The 14,222-nt window shown below is 71.8% G+C and carries 13 protein-coding genes and 6 pseudogenes; 11 read left to right on the forward strand and 8 right to left on the reverse strand.

Annotated elements, in window-relative coordinates; all coding sequences use genetic code 11:
• Window positions 1-43 precede the first annotated feature (43 nt).
• Window positions 44-208, forward strand: a complete 165-nt coding sequence (locus tag G5V59_RS26970) for a hypothetical protein (protein WP_278260354.1) — start codon at window positions 44-46, stop codon at window positions 206-208.
• Window positions 205-747: a hypothetical protein gene (locus tag G5V59_RS26975; RefSeq protein ID WP_278260084.1), complete on the forward strand. Its 543-nt coding sequence runs from the start codon at window positions 205-207 to the stop codon at window positions 745-747. The genes G5V59_RS26970 and G5V59_RS26975 overlap by 4 nt, the downstream gene beginning before the upstream one ends.
• A 76-nt stretch (window positions 748-823) precedes the next feature.
• Here G5V59_RS26975 and G5V59_RS26980 read toward each other — a convergent pair.
• The 3 pseudogenes from G5V59_RS26980 to G5V59_RS26990 form a co-directional block, all read right to left on the reverse strand.
• Window positions 824-892: pseudogene (locus tag G5V59_RS26980) on the reverse strand (hypothetical protein); the annotation flags it as partial.
• Window positions 893-974: 82 nt separating this feature from the next.
• Window positions 975-1,496, reverse strand: a pseudogene (locus G5V59_RS26985) (CoA transferase); the annotation flags it as partial.
• A gap of 64 nt (window positions 1,497-1,560) precedes the next feature.
• A pseudogene (locus G5V59_RS26990) lies at window positions 1,561-1,854 on the reverse strand (CoA transferase); the annotation flags it as partial.
• 227 nt (window positions 1,855-2,081) lie between these two features.
• Here G5V59_RS26990 and dnaK point away from each other — a divergent pair.
• The 4 genes and pseudogenes from dnaK to G5V59_RS27010 form a co-directional block, all read left to right on the forward strand.
• Window positions 2,082-3,930: pseudogene (dnaK, locus tag G5V59_RS26995) on the forward strand (molecular chaperone DnaK).
• Entirely contained in the window at window positions 3,927-4,487 is a 561-nt protein-coding gene (gene grpE / locus G5V59_RS27000) for a nucleotide exchange factor GrpE (protein WP_278258552.1), read from the forward strand. The pseudogene dnaK and the gene grpE overlap by 4 nt, the downstream one beginning before the upstream one ends.
• Window positions 4,488-4,521: 34 nt before the next feature.
• Window positions 4,522-5,707, forward strand: a pseudogene (dnaJ, locus tag G5V59_RS27005) (molecular chaperone DnaJ).
• Window positions 5,708-5,737: 30 nt separating this feature from the next.
• Window positions 5,738-5,896: pseudogene (locus G5V59_RS27010) on the forward strand (MerR family transcriptional regulator); the annotation flags it as partial.
• Between the two features lie 43 nt (window positions 5,897-5,939).
• On the opposite strand, the gene G5V59_RS27015 reads toward G5V59_RS27010, so the two are convergent.
• From G5V59_RS27015 to G5V59_RS27025, 3 genes are all read right to left on the reverse strand, one after another.
• A complete protein-coding gene (locus G5V59_RS27015) occupies window positions 5,940-6,170 on the reverse strand; it encodes a hypothetical protein (protein WP_278260355.1) in 231 nt (76 codons plus the stop codon).
• Window positions 6,171-6,176: 6 nt separating this feature from the next.
• On the reverse strand, window positions 6,177-9,635 hold the full coding sequence (locus G5V59_RS27020) for a DUF6114 domain-containing protein (RefSeq protein WP_278258553.1): 3,459 nt from the start codon (window positions 9,633-9,635) through the stop codon (window positions 6,177-6,179).
• 74 nt (window positions 9,636-9,709) lie between these two features.
• Window positions 9,710-10,318, reverse strand: a complete 609-nt coding sequence (locus G5V59_RS27025) for a hypothetical protein (protein WP_278258554.1) — start codon at window positions 10,316-10,318, stop codon at window positions 9,710-9,712.
• 249 nt (window positions 10,319-10,567) lie between these two features.
• Here G5V59_RS27025 and lepB point away from each other — a divergent pair, with 249 nt between their 5' ends.
• The 5 genes from lepB to G5V59_RS27050 all read left to right on the forward strand — a co-directional run bounded on the left by lepB (window position 10,568) and on the right by G5V59_RS27050 (window position 13,566).
• On the forward strand, window positions 10,568-11,200 hold the full coding sequence (gene lepB, locus G5V59_RS27030) for a signal peptidase I (RefSeq protein WP_278258555.1): 633 nt from the start codon (window positions 10,568-10,570) through the stop codon (window positions 11,198-11,200).
• Window positions 11,201-11,297: 97 nt separating this feature from the next.
• Window positions 11,298-11,879 carry a hypothetical protein gene (locus G5V59_RS27035; protein WP_278258556.1) on the forward strand — a complete coding sequence of 194 codons (582 nt, stop codon included), beginning with the start codon at window positions 11,298-11,300 and terminating at the stop codon, window positions 11,877-11,879.
• A gap of 75 nt (window positions 11,880-11,954) precedes the next feature.
• A complete protein-coding gene (locus G5V59_RS27040; RefSeq protein ID WP_278258557.1) occupies window positions 11,955-12,659 on the forward strand; it encodes a hypothetical protein in 705 nt (234 codons plus the stop codon).
• Entirely contained in the window at window positions 12,656-13,240 is a 585-nt protein-coding gene (locus G5V59_RS27045; protein ID WP_278258558.1) for a hypothetical protein, read from the forward strand. The genes G5V59_RS27040 and G5V59_RS27045 overlap by 4 nt, the downstream gene beginning before the upstream one ends.
• A gap of 17 nt (window positions 13,241-13,257) precedes the next feature.
• Complete coding sequence (locus tag G5V59_RS27050) at window positions 13,258-13,566, forward strand: Abi-alpha family protein (RefSeq protein ID WP_341351045.1); 309 nt, start codon at window positions 13,258-13,260, stop codon at window positions 13,564-13,566.
• Between the two features lie 16 nt (window positions 13,567-13,582).
• On the opposite strand, the gene G5V59_RS27055 is transcribed toward G5V59_RS27050, so the two are convergent.
• Both G5V59_RS27055 and G5V59_RS27060 read right to left on the reverse strand, forming a co-directional pair.
• On the reverse strand, window positions 13,583-13,837 hold the full coding sequence (locus G5V59_RS27055) for a DapH/DapD/GlmU-related protein (protein WP_278258559.1): 255 nt from the start codon (window positions 13,835-13,837) through the stop codon (window positions 13,583-13,585).
• On the reverse strand, window positions 13,834-14,133 hold the full coding sequence (locus G5V59_RS27060; protein ID WP_278258560.1) for a hypothetical protein: 300 nt from the start codon (window positions 14,131-14,133) through the stop codon (window positions 13,834-13,836). Before G5V59_RS27060 ends, G5V59_RS27055 begins: the two co-directional genes overlap by 4 nt.
• Between the last annotated feature and the right edge of the window lie 89 nt (window positions 14,134-14,222).

Consider the following 14,222-nt stretch of genomic DNA (forward strand, 5'->3'; position numbering starts at 1 on the left):
GCCACCTGTCCACTGGGATCACCGAACCACTACGATGCGTCTCATGCCCGAGAACGGTGATCGTCGCCCCCCGCTCCCGCCGATGCGCCGTGAACGGCTCTACGAGAGCCTCGCGAACCACATCTCGGACTTCATCGAGGCGCAGGGACTCGTCGGCGGTGACCGGCTGCCGCCCGAGCGCCAGGCTCGCCGCCGAGCCTGGGCGTGAGCCGGGCGACGCTCTCGCGAGCCCTGGCCTCGCTCGAGACCCAGGGCCGGATCGAGGTGCGGCACGGAGTGGGCGCGCTGGTGCGCGACGCGTCCGGGTCGACCACCGTGCTGCCCGCCGTCGAGGCGCGCCCGCGCACGGAGGTGGTCGCGGCGCGCGAGGCGATGCTCGCCGGGATCGCCCGCGCGGCGGCGGCCAACCCGCAGGGCTCGCTGCGCCTGGCGATGCTCGCCGACGACGGCCAGCCGCGCAGACTTCGAGCACACCTGGCGCTGCGTCCGACGCCTCGCCGACTCCGCGCTGCTCGCCGAGGCTCGACGACAGCCTCGCCGCCCATGCCCCCGCGCCGTCGTACTCACCCGCGTTGCAGGCGAGCCTCGACCGTCTCGCCGAGGCGATCATCCGCGGCGACGCGGCCGCCGCGGCGACCGCCTGTGCGGGCCTGCTCGGCGACGGTTCCTGATCAGCCGCCCGCCACCCAGGTGCGCAGACTCGTCGCCGTCGGCGTCGAGCAACGGGGGGAGCAGTGTGCGCGGTGAAGGTGGTCTCCGCGCCGTCCGCGGCGAAGAAGCGCAGGGGCGGGCCGGGCAGGGTCACCGGTCCGAGGCTCGCGTGCTCGACGTCGACCAGCAGTCCCTGGCTCGCGGTCTGCTCCCAGGCGTAGACCTCGTCGAGCGTGCGCACCTTCCCCGCCGGTACGCCGAGCTCGGCCAGCCGCGCGAGCAGACTTCTCCGCCGGCCACGGCGCGAAGGCCTCCTCGACCACGGCGACGGTGCGCTCGCGGGCGCCGACTCGTTCCGGGTTCGTCGCGAGGCCGGGCGTGGCGGGGTCGATGCCGAACCCGGTGCAGAAGCGGTGCCACAGGCCCTCGCTGCCCAGCGCGATCTGCACGGCGCCGTCGAGGCAGCGGAACAGGCCGTAGGGAGCGATCGAGGGGTGGTGGTTGCCCTGGGCCCGCCCGACCTCGCCGGCGACGGTCCACCGAGTGCCCTGGAAGGCGTGCACGCCGACGACTGCCGCGAGCAGGCTGGTCCGCACCACCTGGCCACGGCCGGTGCGTCCGCGCTCGTGGAGGGCGGCGAGCACGCCGTAGGCGCCGTACATCCCGCTGAGCAGGTCCGCGATCGGTACGCCGACCCGCTGCGGGTCCTCGGGCCCGGACCCGGTCAGCGACATCAGTCCGGCCTCGCCCTGGGCGATCTGGTCGTAGCCCGCACGCCCGCCCTCGGGGCCGTCGTGGCCGAAGCCGGTGATCGAGAGCACGACCAGCCGTGGGTTGCGGGCCATCAGGCTCCTCGATGCCGAGCCCGAGTCGCTCGAGGACGCCGGTGCGGAAGTTCTCGACGAGCACGTCGGCCCGGTCGACGAGCGCGAGCAGGGTGTCGCGGTCCGCGGCGTCCTTGAGGTCGAGCGCGATCGACTGCTTGTTGCGGTTGGCCGCCAGGAAGTACGTCGCGACCGGGTCCTCGGACGGCCCGACGAAGGGCGGACCCCAGCCGCGGGTGTCGTCGCCGTGCCCGGGCGCCTCGACCTTGACGACCCGGGCGCCGAGGTCGCCGAGCATCATCGTCGCGTGCGGGCCGGCGAGCCCCCGGCTCAGGTCGACGACGACGGTGCCGGCGAGCGGGCCGGAGGACACGGGCATGGTGGCTCCTGAGGGTTGGTTCAATGGACCAGTGGCCTAGCCACTGATGCAGGCACTATGCCATGGGCCCCTGGACGCGTGCACGGGGGGAAGTTCGGCGAGCCGGGAACAACCCGGCGAGGACGCCCGTTGTGCCCTGTGTCAGACTTGAGTCCATCCGGCTCAACTAACTTGAACCAGCCGCTGAGCACAGCAGGAGGAAATACACATGGCACGAGTCTGTCGGCATCGACCTCGGTACGACGAACAGCGTCGTCGCGGTCCTCGAGGGCGGCGAGCCCACGGTCATCGCGAACGCGGAGGGCGCGCGGACCACCCCGTCCGTCGTCGCCTTCGCGAAGAGCGGTGAGGTGCTCGTCGGCGAGGTCGCGAAGCGCCGGGCGGTCACCAACGTGGACCGCACCATCCGGTCGGTCAAGCGCCACATGGGCACCGACTGGACCACCCACATCGGCGACCCGGTGGACAAGGACTTCACGCCGCAGCAGATCTCGGCGTTCATCCTGCAGAAGCCTGAAGCGCGACGCGGAGGCCTACCTCGGCGAGACCGTGACCAACGCGGTCATCACCGTCCCGGCGTACTTCTCCGACGCCCAGCGCCAGGCCACCAAGGAGGCCGGCGAGATCGCGGGCCTCAAGGTCGACCGCATCGTCAACGAGCCCACCGCCGCGGCGCTGGCCTACGGCCTCGACAAGGGCGACGACCAGACGATCCTCGTCTACGACCTCGGTGGCGGCACGTTCGACGTGTCCCTGCTGGAGATCGGTGAGGGCGTCGTCGAGGTCAAGGCGACCAGCGGTGACAACCACCTCGGTGGCGACGACTGGGACAACGCGATCGTCGAGTGGATGGTCAAGAAGTTCAAGGACGCCAACGGCGTCGACCTCTCCGCCGACAAGATCGCCGCGCAGCGCCTCCAGGAGGCCGCGGAGAAGGCGAAGATCGAGCTTGTCCTCCTCCAGCGACACCACGATCCACCTGCCCTACATCACCCACGGCGAGAACGGCCCGCTGCACTTCGAGGAGCGGCTCACCCGCTCGGAGTTCCAGCGGCTGACTGCCGACCTGCTCGAGCGCACCAAGGCGCCTTTCCAGAACGTCCTCAAGGACGGTGGCATCGCGGTCTCCGCGATCGACCACGTCGTCCTCGTCGGCGGCTCGACCCGCATGCCCGCGGTCACCGAGCCTGGTCAAGGAGCCTGCTCGGCGGCAAGGAGCCCAACAAGGGCGTCAACCCGGACGAGGTCGTCGCCGTCGGCGCCGCCCTGCAGGCCGGTGTCCTCGCCGGTGAGGTCAAGGACGTGCTGCTCCTCGACGTCACCCCGCTCTCGCTCGGCATCGAGACCAAGGGCGGCGTGTTCACCACGCTGATCGAGCGGAACACCACGATCCCGACCAAGCGCTCGGAGATCTTCACCACCGCCGACGACAACCAGCCGTCGGTCGAGATCAAGGTCGCCCAGGGCGAGCGGGCCATCTGGTCGCAGAACCAGGGCCTCGGCAACTTCGAGTCGACCGGCCTGCCGCCGGCTCCGCGCGGCGTGCCGAAGATCGAGGTCACCTTCGACATCGACGCCAACGGCATCGTCCACGTCTCCGCCAAGGACCAGGCGTCCGGCCGCGAGCAGTCGATGACGATCTCGGGAGGCAGCGCGCTGTCCAAGGACGACATCGACCGCATGGTCAAGGAGGCCGAGCAGTACGCCGAGGAGGACGCCAAGCGTCGCGAGGCCGTCGAGGTCCGCAACCAGGGCGACCAGGCTCGTCTACACCACCGAGAAGTTCCTCGCCGACAACGGCGAGAAGATCCCCGGACGACGTCAAGGCCGAGGTGACCACGGACCTGGAGGCGCTCAAGGGCGTCCTCGAGAACGCCGAGTCGAGCGCCGACGACCTCACCGCCGCGATCTCCAAGGCTCGGTGAGTCCAGCCAGAAGATGGGCGCCGCGATGTACGCCGCCGCCGAGGCGGACTCCGCCGCGGCCGGTGGCACCACCGGCGCGACCGGCGAGTCCGACGACGACGTCGTCGAGGCCGAGATCGTGGACGAGGACACCGAGGGCGACGCCAAGTGACCGAGGAGAACCTCACCCCGGAGGGGGAGCAGCCCGACCAGGCTGCTCCCTCGCCGGAGGGCGAGCCGGCCGCCGAGGCCGAGCCGGCCGCCGAGGAGGCGACCCCCGAGGCCGACGAGCCTGACGGTCACCAAGATCGCGCTCGAGGAGCGGACCCTGGACCTGCAGCGACTGCAGGCCGAGTACCTCAACTACAAGCGCCGGGTCGAGCGGGACCGGGAGGCTGCTGCGCGAGAACGCGACGTACACCGCGCTGGCGCCGATCGTCGACGTGCTCGACACGATCGACCGGGCGCGGGAGCACGAGCCGCTCGAGGGCGGCTTCAAGGCGACCGCCGAGCAGACTCGAGCGGGTCGTGTCCGGGCTGGGGCTGGTGAAGTTCGGTGCGCCGGGCGACGCCTTCGACCCGACCGTGCACGAGGCGCTCTCGCACATCGGCACCGATCCCGAGGTCGAGGTGACCACCTGCAAGGTGGTCGCGAAGGCCGGCTACAAGATCGGCGAGCGCGTGGTCCGCGCAGCGCAGGTCCTCGTGGTCGACCCGGTCGAGGGCTGAGTGAGCACGACAGACAGCAGGAGGGAGGTGCGCGATGAGTGACGACGGCATCCGGTCCGACTGGGCCAGCAAGGACTTCTACAAGGAGACTCGGTGTCGCGAAGACCGCGACGCAGGACGAGATCAAGAAGGCCTACCGCAAGGCTCGCGCGCGCCCACCACCCCGACTCGCACCCCGACGACACCGCCAAGCACGAGAAGTTCAAGGCGGTGGCGGAGGCCTACGACGTCATCGGCGACGCCGACAAGCGCAAGAAGTACGACGAGGCACGCGAGATGTTCCGCCGCGGCGGCTTCCCCAGTGGGTTCGGCGGCGGGTACGGCGGTGGGGGCAACGTCAACGTGGAGGACCTGCTCCGCGACCGGGCCGGCGGCCCGGGTGGCGGTGGCTTCGGCGACCTGTTCGGCGACCTGTTCAGCGGGGGCTTCGGCGCCGGCCGGCGGGCGCCTCGGGCCAGCCGGGGCGGGGACCTGGAGACCACCGCGACGATCGGTTTCACCGAGGCGCTCGAGGGCGTCACGGTGGCCCTGCGGATCGCCTCCGAGGGGGCCTGCCCGACCTGTCACGGCACGGGCGGCAAGCCCGGCACGAAGCCGCACGCCTGCCCGGTGTGCGAGGGCACCGGGATGGTCACCTCCTCGGTCGGCGGGGCGTTCTCGATGAACGAGACCTGCCCGGCCTGCGGCGGTCGCCAGGCTCGTCTACGACGAGGCGTGCCCCACCTGCCACGGCAGCGGCACCGGCCAGGCGACCCGCACGATCCAGGCCAAGATCCCCGCGGGGGTCAAGGACGGCCAGCGGATCCGGCTGCGCGGCAAGGGTGCGCCCGGCGGCAACGGCGGCCCGGCCGGCGACCTCTACGTCACCGTCAAGGTCACCGGGCACCGCGTGTTCGGGCGCAAGGGCAACGACCTCACCGTCGACGTACCGGTCTCCTTCACCGAGCTCGCGCTCGGTGCGGAGATCAAGGTGCCGACGATGGCCGGCGCTCCGGTCACCCTCAAGGTGCCGGCGGGCACGCCCAACGGCCGGACCTTCCGGGTGCGCGGCAAGGGCGCGGCCAAGGCCGATGGCTCGCGGGGCGACCTGCTCGCCACGGTCGAGGTGCAGGTGCCGGCGACGCTCGATGCGGAGGCCCGGGCCGCGCTGGAGGCCTATGCCGCCGCGACGGCCGGCAGACTCGCTGCGGGCGGGCCTGTTCGAAGAGCAGGCCGGCTGATGCCCGGCCTGCCGCCCCAGGGCCCGCCCGGTGCCGAGGACTCCGTCTTCGTCATCAGCGTGGCCGCGCAGGCTCAGCGGGCTGCACCCGCAGACCCTTCGCACCTACGAGCGGGTCGGGCTGATCACGCCCGGGCGCACCGGGGGCGGCGGCCGGCGGTACTCCTACCGCGACATCGAGCGGCTGCGGGAGATCGCCGAGTCGACCGCCGCCGGCATCGGGATCGAGGGCGTCAAGCGGATCCTCGACCTGGAGAACACCGTGACCGCGCTGCGCGGGCGCAACGCCGGTCTGGTCGCCGAGCCTGGAGGCCGCGCACGAGGCGCTGCGCCAGGCGCTCAGCGCCCGGCCGCCCGCACCGCCGGCCCGGCTGCCGGCGCTGCCGCAGCCGCCGGCCGGGCAGTCCCTGGTGGTCTGGCGCCGTCAGCGCGGGTAGGTCCCCTGCTTGGCCTCGGTCCAGCACGACCGGTCATCGATCCCGTCGGGCGTGCTGTTCGGGGTGCCGTTGGCATTGAAGCCGATGTCGTCCTTGAACGGGTACACCCGGATCTGCAGGTTCGGCAGCGTGATGTTGCCGGTGACCTGGGCCTGCCAGAGCCTGGCCGTAGACCTGGGTCAGCGAGCCGCGGGTGGCATCGATCCCGGTGAAGCCCTGGCCGTTGACGTGCCCGCCGTTGCCCGTGCCGGAGTAGGCCTGCGGGCCGGTCGGGCCGGGTCCGAAGAACCCGCCGTCGTACGTCGAGGGGACGCCGAACGGATTGGCCAGGTACGGCGCCGCGCCGGGCGCCGTCGTCAGGTCGGTCGTCGCCTGCCCGAGCCTGCGTGCTGCCCTGGAGGCTGATGCCCGCGCCGCGCAGCGTGGTGACGTCGAGCGCCGCGTTGGCGGCCCTCGTCTCCAGCCCCGCACCGCCGTCGCCGGCGGTGAGCCTTGAGGGTGTACCTGATGCCGCCCGCGATGGTCTCCGTCTTCGACACGCAGAGCCCGTCGAGGCTGGCGCTGGCGAAGCCCGCGCGCAGCACGTTCTTCCAGGTGCCGTCGCCCAGGCGTACCGGCGCCATCCCGAAGGCAGCGTCGTCGGCGGTGATCTGCGAGGAGGAGAAGGTGGCGTTGCCGTCCTGGATCACCAGGGTCGCGTCGAAGCCGAGCACCTGGTTCCAGGTGAGCGTGGCGAGCGCGCCGAGGGTTCCGAGCCCCGCGCCGAGCAGGGCGCCCATCCGGCGCCAGCGGGTGCCGCGTCGTCCCTGCTCCATCAGACCACCGAGATCGTCGTGCTGGGCAGCCTGGATGGAGTTGAGCGGGTTGCCGGAGCCGTCGACCGGGACCTGGGTGTAGGGGTCGCTGGCGTTCTCGCGGTGGGTGACCAGGTAGTAGAGGTCGAGGTTGATGCCGAGCAGGGTGTAGTCCTTGCCGCCGCCGAGCCACTGCGCGAGGCCGCCGGCGAAGTCCGAGGCGCTCAGGCTCGCAGGTGCCGCCGATGCCCAGGAAGCCGCCGCGGGCGGTGCCGCCGACCAGCCCGCAGGCCAGGTGCGTGGCGGTCGGCGGCTGCGCGACCGGGACCGTGAACGAGCCTGTCCCCCGTCGCGAGCACCTCGGTCCACACGCCCGGACCGCCGATGGTGATGGCCTGGTCGGGGTCGATGGTGAGCCGGTAGTTCTTCGCGGCCTTGGGCGCGGGAGCGTCCGTGCTGTCGCCGTACAGCCTGGATGTCGGTCGTGCCGGCCGTCGGGCAGGTGGAGACCGGAGCGCCCTTGGCGGTGCAGAACTGCAGCCCGCTGAACGCCACCTGGTAGAGGTCGGTGCGGGAGCCGGCGGCGGCGTAGTAGACGGTGTTCGGGAACTTGCGACCGTACGCCGTGCGGATCTGCCCGATCGCGGCGCTGGCGTCGGAGGTGGCGACGTTGCCCGACTGCAGGTGCCAGCGCACGCCGGCCAGGCAGGGGTACATCCGCCCGGCCGCGTTGAAGTCGCCGTTGCCGTTGTCGAGTCTGGATGTCCTGGCGGCGCTGCTGGGGGTCGCTGCTGCCGGGCTGGTCGCAGGCGAAGGGCTGCGCAGCGCTGCTCAGGGGCTGGCCGAGTGCCTCGTCGCCGACGCGCGGCAGCAGGAGGGCGGCGGCCCCCAGGGCGAGCACGGTCAGCAGCACCAGCCAGCGCTGGCGCCGCACGGACAGCGTCACGACGCCGTCGCGGCCGCGCGTCGGCGCCCACCGCGCGCCCGCCGTGGCGCCTTCTCGCCCCACGCCCAGACCATCGAGCCGCCGAGGATGCCGAGCACGGAGCCGACGAGGTAGCCGCCCAGGTTGGCCGCGACGAAGGCCGCCAGCGCGAGCAGCACGGCCAGGATCCCCAGCAGCGCGCGGTAGTGCGGCGCGAACCACGAGACCAGGCCGAGGAGCACCAGCCCACCGCCGAGGATGTAGCCGGCCGAGTAGGCTCCACCCGCCGCTCACCGCCAGCACGAACGAGAAGAACATCGAGCGGATGATCCAGGCGCCCGCGGCGACGCACCACAGCCCGCCCCAGAAGGGACGAGTACGGCGGAAGGCGCCGAACCACGCCCAGGCCGCCTTCACCCGGGCGGCCATCAGCCGGCCGCCTGGGTCGGGCAGTCGGCCTGGGTCTTGTGACCGGGCACGACCTTGATCTTCAGGTTCGGCAGGGTGATCGCCCCCTGCAGGTTGATGCCGTAGGTGTCGCCGCCCAGGCCGCCGACGTTGATCCGGTCGACGGTCAGCCCGAAGTCGCCGGCGTCCGGCTTCGTCTGCCCGGCGGGCCAGGTGATGCCGGCGGTGGCGTCCACGGTGTTGGCGCTCTGGCCCAGGTTCATGCCGCTGATGAGGTTGCCGAAGCCGTTGAGCGAGCGGGAGTTGATGAACAGGTTGCTCGCGGTGATGTGGTTGCCGCCGGTGAGCAGGCCGTTGGCGTCGTAGGTCAGCGGGTTGCCGGCGCCGTCGGTGGTGGTGTTGCTGCCGGTGTTGAAGCTTGCTCCGGACCGGGACGCCGGCGAGGATCATCAGCGTCACCTCGCCGACGACGGGCACGCTCTCGTGGGCGATGGCGCACAGCCCGGCGAGCCTTCGCGGAGCGGATCCCGAGCTCGGCCACCCCGTTGTCCTGACCGGTCGCGGTGTCGTTGGTCGCCAGGAAGCCGGCGGCCTGCGCGCCCTGCAGGTAGTTGGAGTAGAGCCTGGAACTCCTGGTTGGACGTCGTGAAGTTCACCGCCAGCACGTTGCTGCTGACGAGCCTGGAACATCGCGACCAGCGCCGCGAACCCGCCGGCGAGCGGCACCAGCGCTCGCCGGCGGGTGCCCCGCCGGGTCTGGGCCTGCGCGGCCATCGCAGCGGCCCGGTGGGCCGCCTCCCTCTTCGCACGGGCCACGAGGCCCAGACGCCGGCTGGTCATCGGGCCGCCCGCTTCGCCGTACGACGGGCGGTGCGCCGGGCGTCGCGCTCGGCGAAGCGCGCCAGCCTGCTTCTCGGTGTACGGCGCCCACGCGAACACCAGGCCGGAGCCGGCGATGCCGAGCACCATGCCGATCAGCCAACCCCCCAGGTTGGCCAAGGGCAGCGAGGCGACGGCGAGCATCATGGCGACGATCGCGGGGAAGTGCCGCTGGGCGGGGACGACGACGGCGACGAGGGCCGCCGCGGCCATGCCTCCGGCGAGGAGCAGCGGGGTGATGCTGCGCACGCCGACGGTCGTGTAGAACTCCAGGCTCTCGCCGAGCAGCGGGCTGGCGATGAACCAGGCGCCGCCGAGCAGGACGAGCGAGCCCCAGAAGGGGCGCGTGCGGCGGAAGCGGGTGAAGCCCGTGAGTGCCCGGCGCAGGTGCGACGGTCGCACCGGGGCGGCAGGAGTGACGGTGGTGACGGTGGGGGTGGTCGCGCGTGCGGCGGTGCCGGCGACGGGGTCGATCGACCCGGTCATGGGGTGTCCCTACGCAACGAGTGGGTGCCCCGCGGAGGCGCGCAGGGGTGCGCGCGCCTCCGCGGGACGAGGGTTCAGCGGCGTCGGGCGGGAGCGGACCCGAGCGCCGGGGAGCAGCCGGCGATCAGTTGCCGAGCGCGACGGACAGCGACAGGTTGTCCAGGTCCAGGCTCTGCAGCGTGATGGCGTAGGCCTTCGCGTTGACGTTCGGCAGGTCCGCCGAGGAGCCTGGTCAGCGCGAACGCGTCGCCGACGTAGCCGCTGGAGGTGTCCTTGTTCGCGAATCCCGCCTCGGACTGCGCGACACCGATGGTGGTGGTGCCGAGTTCGGCTCCGTCGGGGGTGTTGAGGGTCTTCGCGTTGAGGCCGACCGAGCCGAGCGCGATGGTGGTGTCGGTGGACTTCACCTCGAGGTGCGCCGGCAGGTTGAGCAGCGGGATCGTCACGTTGGGGGTGACGACCTGGATGCCGCTCGCGTTGGTGTTCGACCCCGTCTCGGCGTAGATCGTGGCCTGGTTGCCCCCTGCGACGTTGGCTGCGCCGGTGCGCGCCTTCAGGCCGTCGCTGGTGATGCGGTCGCTGTTGAGCGTGAACCCGTCGGCGGATGCGAGCACCGCGCCGACCATGCCCTGCAGCATCGCGACCCCGAGTCCCGCTGCGAGCAGCGAGGCGGGGACGGTCACGGCCGCGAACCTCTTCAGACGGGTGCGGCCCATTCCTTCTTCGTGCATGTTCATCTGTGTTCCCTCCCAAAGGCATCCGCCGATCCCTCCCGAACCGGCGGCGGAAGCCTGGCCGCATCCCCATGCCCTTGGCCAACCGTGACGGAGTGTGACACACATCTCCAGGTGTGCGCGACACTCCGTCGCGGATTTCTCCTCAGGTGGGAGAGGTGCCGGCCGATGCAGACCTGATCACGTAGCGTTCCGGCCGTGTCCCACCGAGCCGAGCGGCGACCCTGGCTGCGCACCGCGCTGGGCGTGACCGCGCTCGTGCTCTTCTTCGCCGGCGTGCTGGTCGTGATCGCCGCGCTGGCCTTCTCGGTGAAGGTCTCCGGGCACTCGATGGAGCCGACCCTCGGCGACGGCGACCGGCTGCTGGTGAACCCGTTCGCCGGCGACGACATCCACCGCTTCGACATCGTCGAGACCACCCTCGGGGACCGGGAGATCCCGCTGGTGAAGCGGGTGATCGGGATGCCGGGCGACCGGGTCCGTGCCGACGCGTCCGGCGCGGCGCCCGTCGTACGGGTGCGTCCCGCGGGCTCCGCCCGTGAGTACGTGGTCGACAACCCCACGTGGGCGGGCCGGGTCGGCGCCAAGACCCAGCCCTGCTGCACCCCCGAGGGCACCACGGTCCAGGGCACGACGAAGCCCGGCTGGGTGACCGTGCCGGAGGACTCCTACTGGGTCGTCGGGGACAACTGGGGTGGCTCCGACGACTCCCGGACCTTCGGCTTCGCGCGGGCCGACCACATCGAGGCACGGGTCTCCTTCCGGCTGCAGCCGTTCGGCGACTTCGGTTCGCTGGAGGACGACGTACGGCTGGTTCCTGCGACACCGTGACTGAGATCCCTGTGCCGTTCGCCACAGGAGGCACTAACCTCAGCCCGTCGGGACCGTCGGGTGGCATGGGGGCACTGCGGTACTCACAGGACGGAAGGTGCACGTGGACGCAGTGCTGGACTGGCTCAGGGACTGGGCCGACCACGTCGACTGGTTCGCCTTCGTGTCGATCCCGTTCTTCACCGGGATCGTCGGCTGGTTGATCAACTGGTCCGGCCTGTGGATGCTCTTCAAGCCGGTCGGCTTCTGGGGCTTCCGGGTGCCCGGCCTGCGTGAGGTCGCGGGCATCCTGCCGCGCAAGGCTGCAGGAGATCCCGGGGTGGATGGACGGTGGCTTCGGCTGGCAGGGCATCGTGCCCGCGCGGGCGGCCAAGATGGGCAGCATCGCGGTCGACAAGGTGATCGCCAGAACTCGGCACGCCCGCGGAGTTCTACGCCCAGGCTCGAGCCCGACCAGATCGCCGAGCACATCGTCAACGTCTTCCGCCCCGACCTCCCCGACCTCGTCGACGAGGTGATGATGCGCGAGCACCCGCGGCTGTGGCGGGACCTGCCGCGCCCGGTGCGCCAGGCCGTCATCGACCGGGTCCAGGCGCAGGCTGCCGGGCGTGGTCAAGACGATCACCGACGAGATCGGCGTCCACATCGACCAGTCTGCTCGACCCCAAGATCATGGTGATCGACCACTTCCGGGCCAACCCCGACCTCGTCGTCCGGGTGTTCAAGGACGTGGGGCAGCGCGAGCCTGAACCTGATGGTCGCCTTCGGCTTCATCTTCGGCTTCCTGCTCGGCATCCCGGTCGCGATCATCGACCAGACCTGGCACATCTGGTGGCTGCTGCCGCTGCTCGGCGTCTTCGTCGGCTGGACGACCAACCTCCTCGGCATGTGGCTGATCTTCGACCCGCCGGAGGCGAAGCGGATCCTCGGGATCAAGGTGCAGGGGCTCTTCCTGCGCCGCCAGGACGAGTGCGCGGAGGTCTACGCGCGGATCATCGCCGAGGACGTCATCACCCTGGAGCGGATCGGCGACTTCCTCATGGACGGCCCGCGCGGGGACCGCACCCGCCAGATGATCGCGACCGCCATGCGCCCGGCCATCGACAAGGCCGCCGGCCCGCTGCGCGGCGCCGTCAACGTGGCGATGGGCGGCAGGCGGTACGACAGCATCAAGGACTCCTTCGCGATGGAGGCCGTGGGCCGCACCATCACGCCCTTCCGGGACGCGGAGTTCAGCCGGCAGCAGTCGGAGAAGATCCGGGTCCTCATCGCGCGGCGCACCAAGGAGCCTGCCGCCCAAGGACTTCGTGGAGATGATGCGCGCGGCCATCAAGGAGGACGAGTGGATGCTCTACGCCCACGGCGCCGTGATGGGGGCCGCCGGCGGACTGCTCCACCTCGGCATCTTCAATTGGGGCTGGATCCCCGGGTTCCCACCGTGAGCGGAAGGCTGGCATGACACAGGACCTCGACAACGACGGCCTGCCCCGGCTGCCCGCGCTGACCGGCCCGGCCGTGGCCGAGTCGCTGCCCGGCCTGGCCCGGGTCGCGGGCTCCGCGGCGCTGCACACCGCCGGTTGGGGCGTGCGGACGACGACCCGCAACTGGCTGCGCGTCGGCAAGGCCGTCACCAACAAGGACGAGGCCGCCTCGCTGATCCGCGACGTCACGTCGTACGTCGGAGCGCTCGGCGAGGTCGCCCGCCAGGTCTCCGGCGGGGTCCCGGTCGCGACCGCCCTGATGCGGGCGGGGGAGTCGCTGGGCGGGGCCGAGCGGCGCGAGCCGCTGGCCGCACCGGTCGTCGACGGCAAGGTCACCGCCAGCCGGCCGCAGAGCCTGCGCGAGCGCGGCAACGACCTGCTCGCCAAGTCCCGCGACGTGTGGAGCCAGGACGACCGGCACCCCGCGTTCGACCGGATCCTGGACGAGTCTCGCGCCGGACGAGGCGCGGATCCTGGTGATGCTGCTGCGCAACGGCCCCCAGCCGAGCGTGGACGTGCGCACCGGCGGCCCGATCGGCGTGGTGAGCAGCCAGCCTGATTGCGCCCGGGCTCAACATGGTCGGCCCGCGGGCCGGGCTGCGCTACCTGGAGCAGGTGCCGTCCTACCTCAACAACCTGTTCCGGCTGGGCCTGGTCTGGTTCTCCCGGGAGCCGGTGCACGACCACATGGAGTACCAGGTGCTCGAGGCGCAGCCGGACGTGCTGGCCGCCCTGCACTCGGTGAAGTTCACCAAGGTGGTCCGCCGCAGCATCCACCTCACGCCCTTCGGTGAGGAGTTCTGCAAGCTGGCGCTGGTCGACGAGGCCACGGCCGCCAGCGACGCCCTGCCCGAGCACGAGTCGCCGCCGGACATGGAGGGCTGAGCGGCCCGTCCGAGCACTAGTCCGCCAGCGAGCGCCGGGTGACCTGCCCGGCGCTGCTCACCAGGCTGGCCGGTGGCACGTCCCGCGCCACGACGGCGCCCGCTGCGACGACCGAGCCCGCCCCGATCCGTACGCCGGGCGCGACGGTGACGTTCGCGCCGAGCCACACGTCGGGGCCGATGTCGATCGGGGCGGTGGTGATGCCGTCGTACCGCTCGGCGGGGGCGACGGGGTGCCCGGCCGTGGCGAGGGTGACGCCGGGCCCGATCATCGTCCGGTCGCCGATCGTGATCCCCCCGATGTCGTAGAACGAGCAGACTCTGGTTGACGAAGACGTGCTCGCCGAGGTCCGGGCGCAGGCCGTGGTCGCAGTAGAACGGCGGGTACAGGGTCAGCGTCTCCGGGGCCGGGCGGCCGAGGATCTCGGCGAGCAGCGCGGCGCGGCCCGCGGCGTCGGAGAAGGGCAGCCGGTTGAGCCGCGAGGTGAGGTCGAGGACCACCGGGACCCGCTCGGCGACCGCCCGCGAGGCCGGCGTGTGCCGGGGGATGAGCCTGCTCGTTCCGCATGGTCGCCGATCCTCGCAGGACCAATCGACGGCGACGCTCGAAATAAGTAAAGTTGAGTGGAACAGACTCAACTTTGCGCGCGTTGAGCC

The organism is Nocardioides convexus (assembly GCF_011090295.1).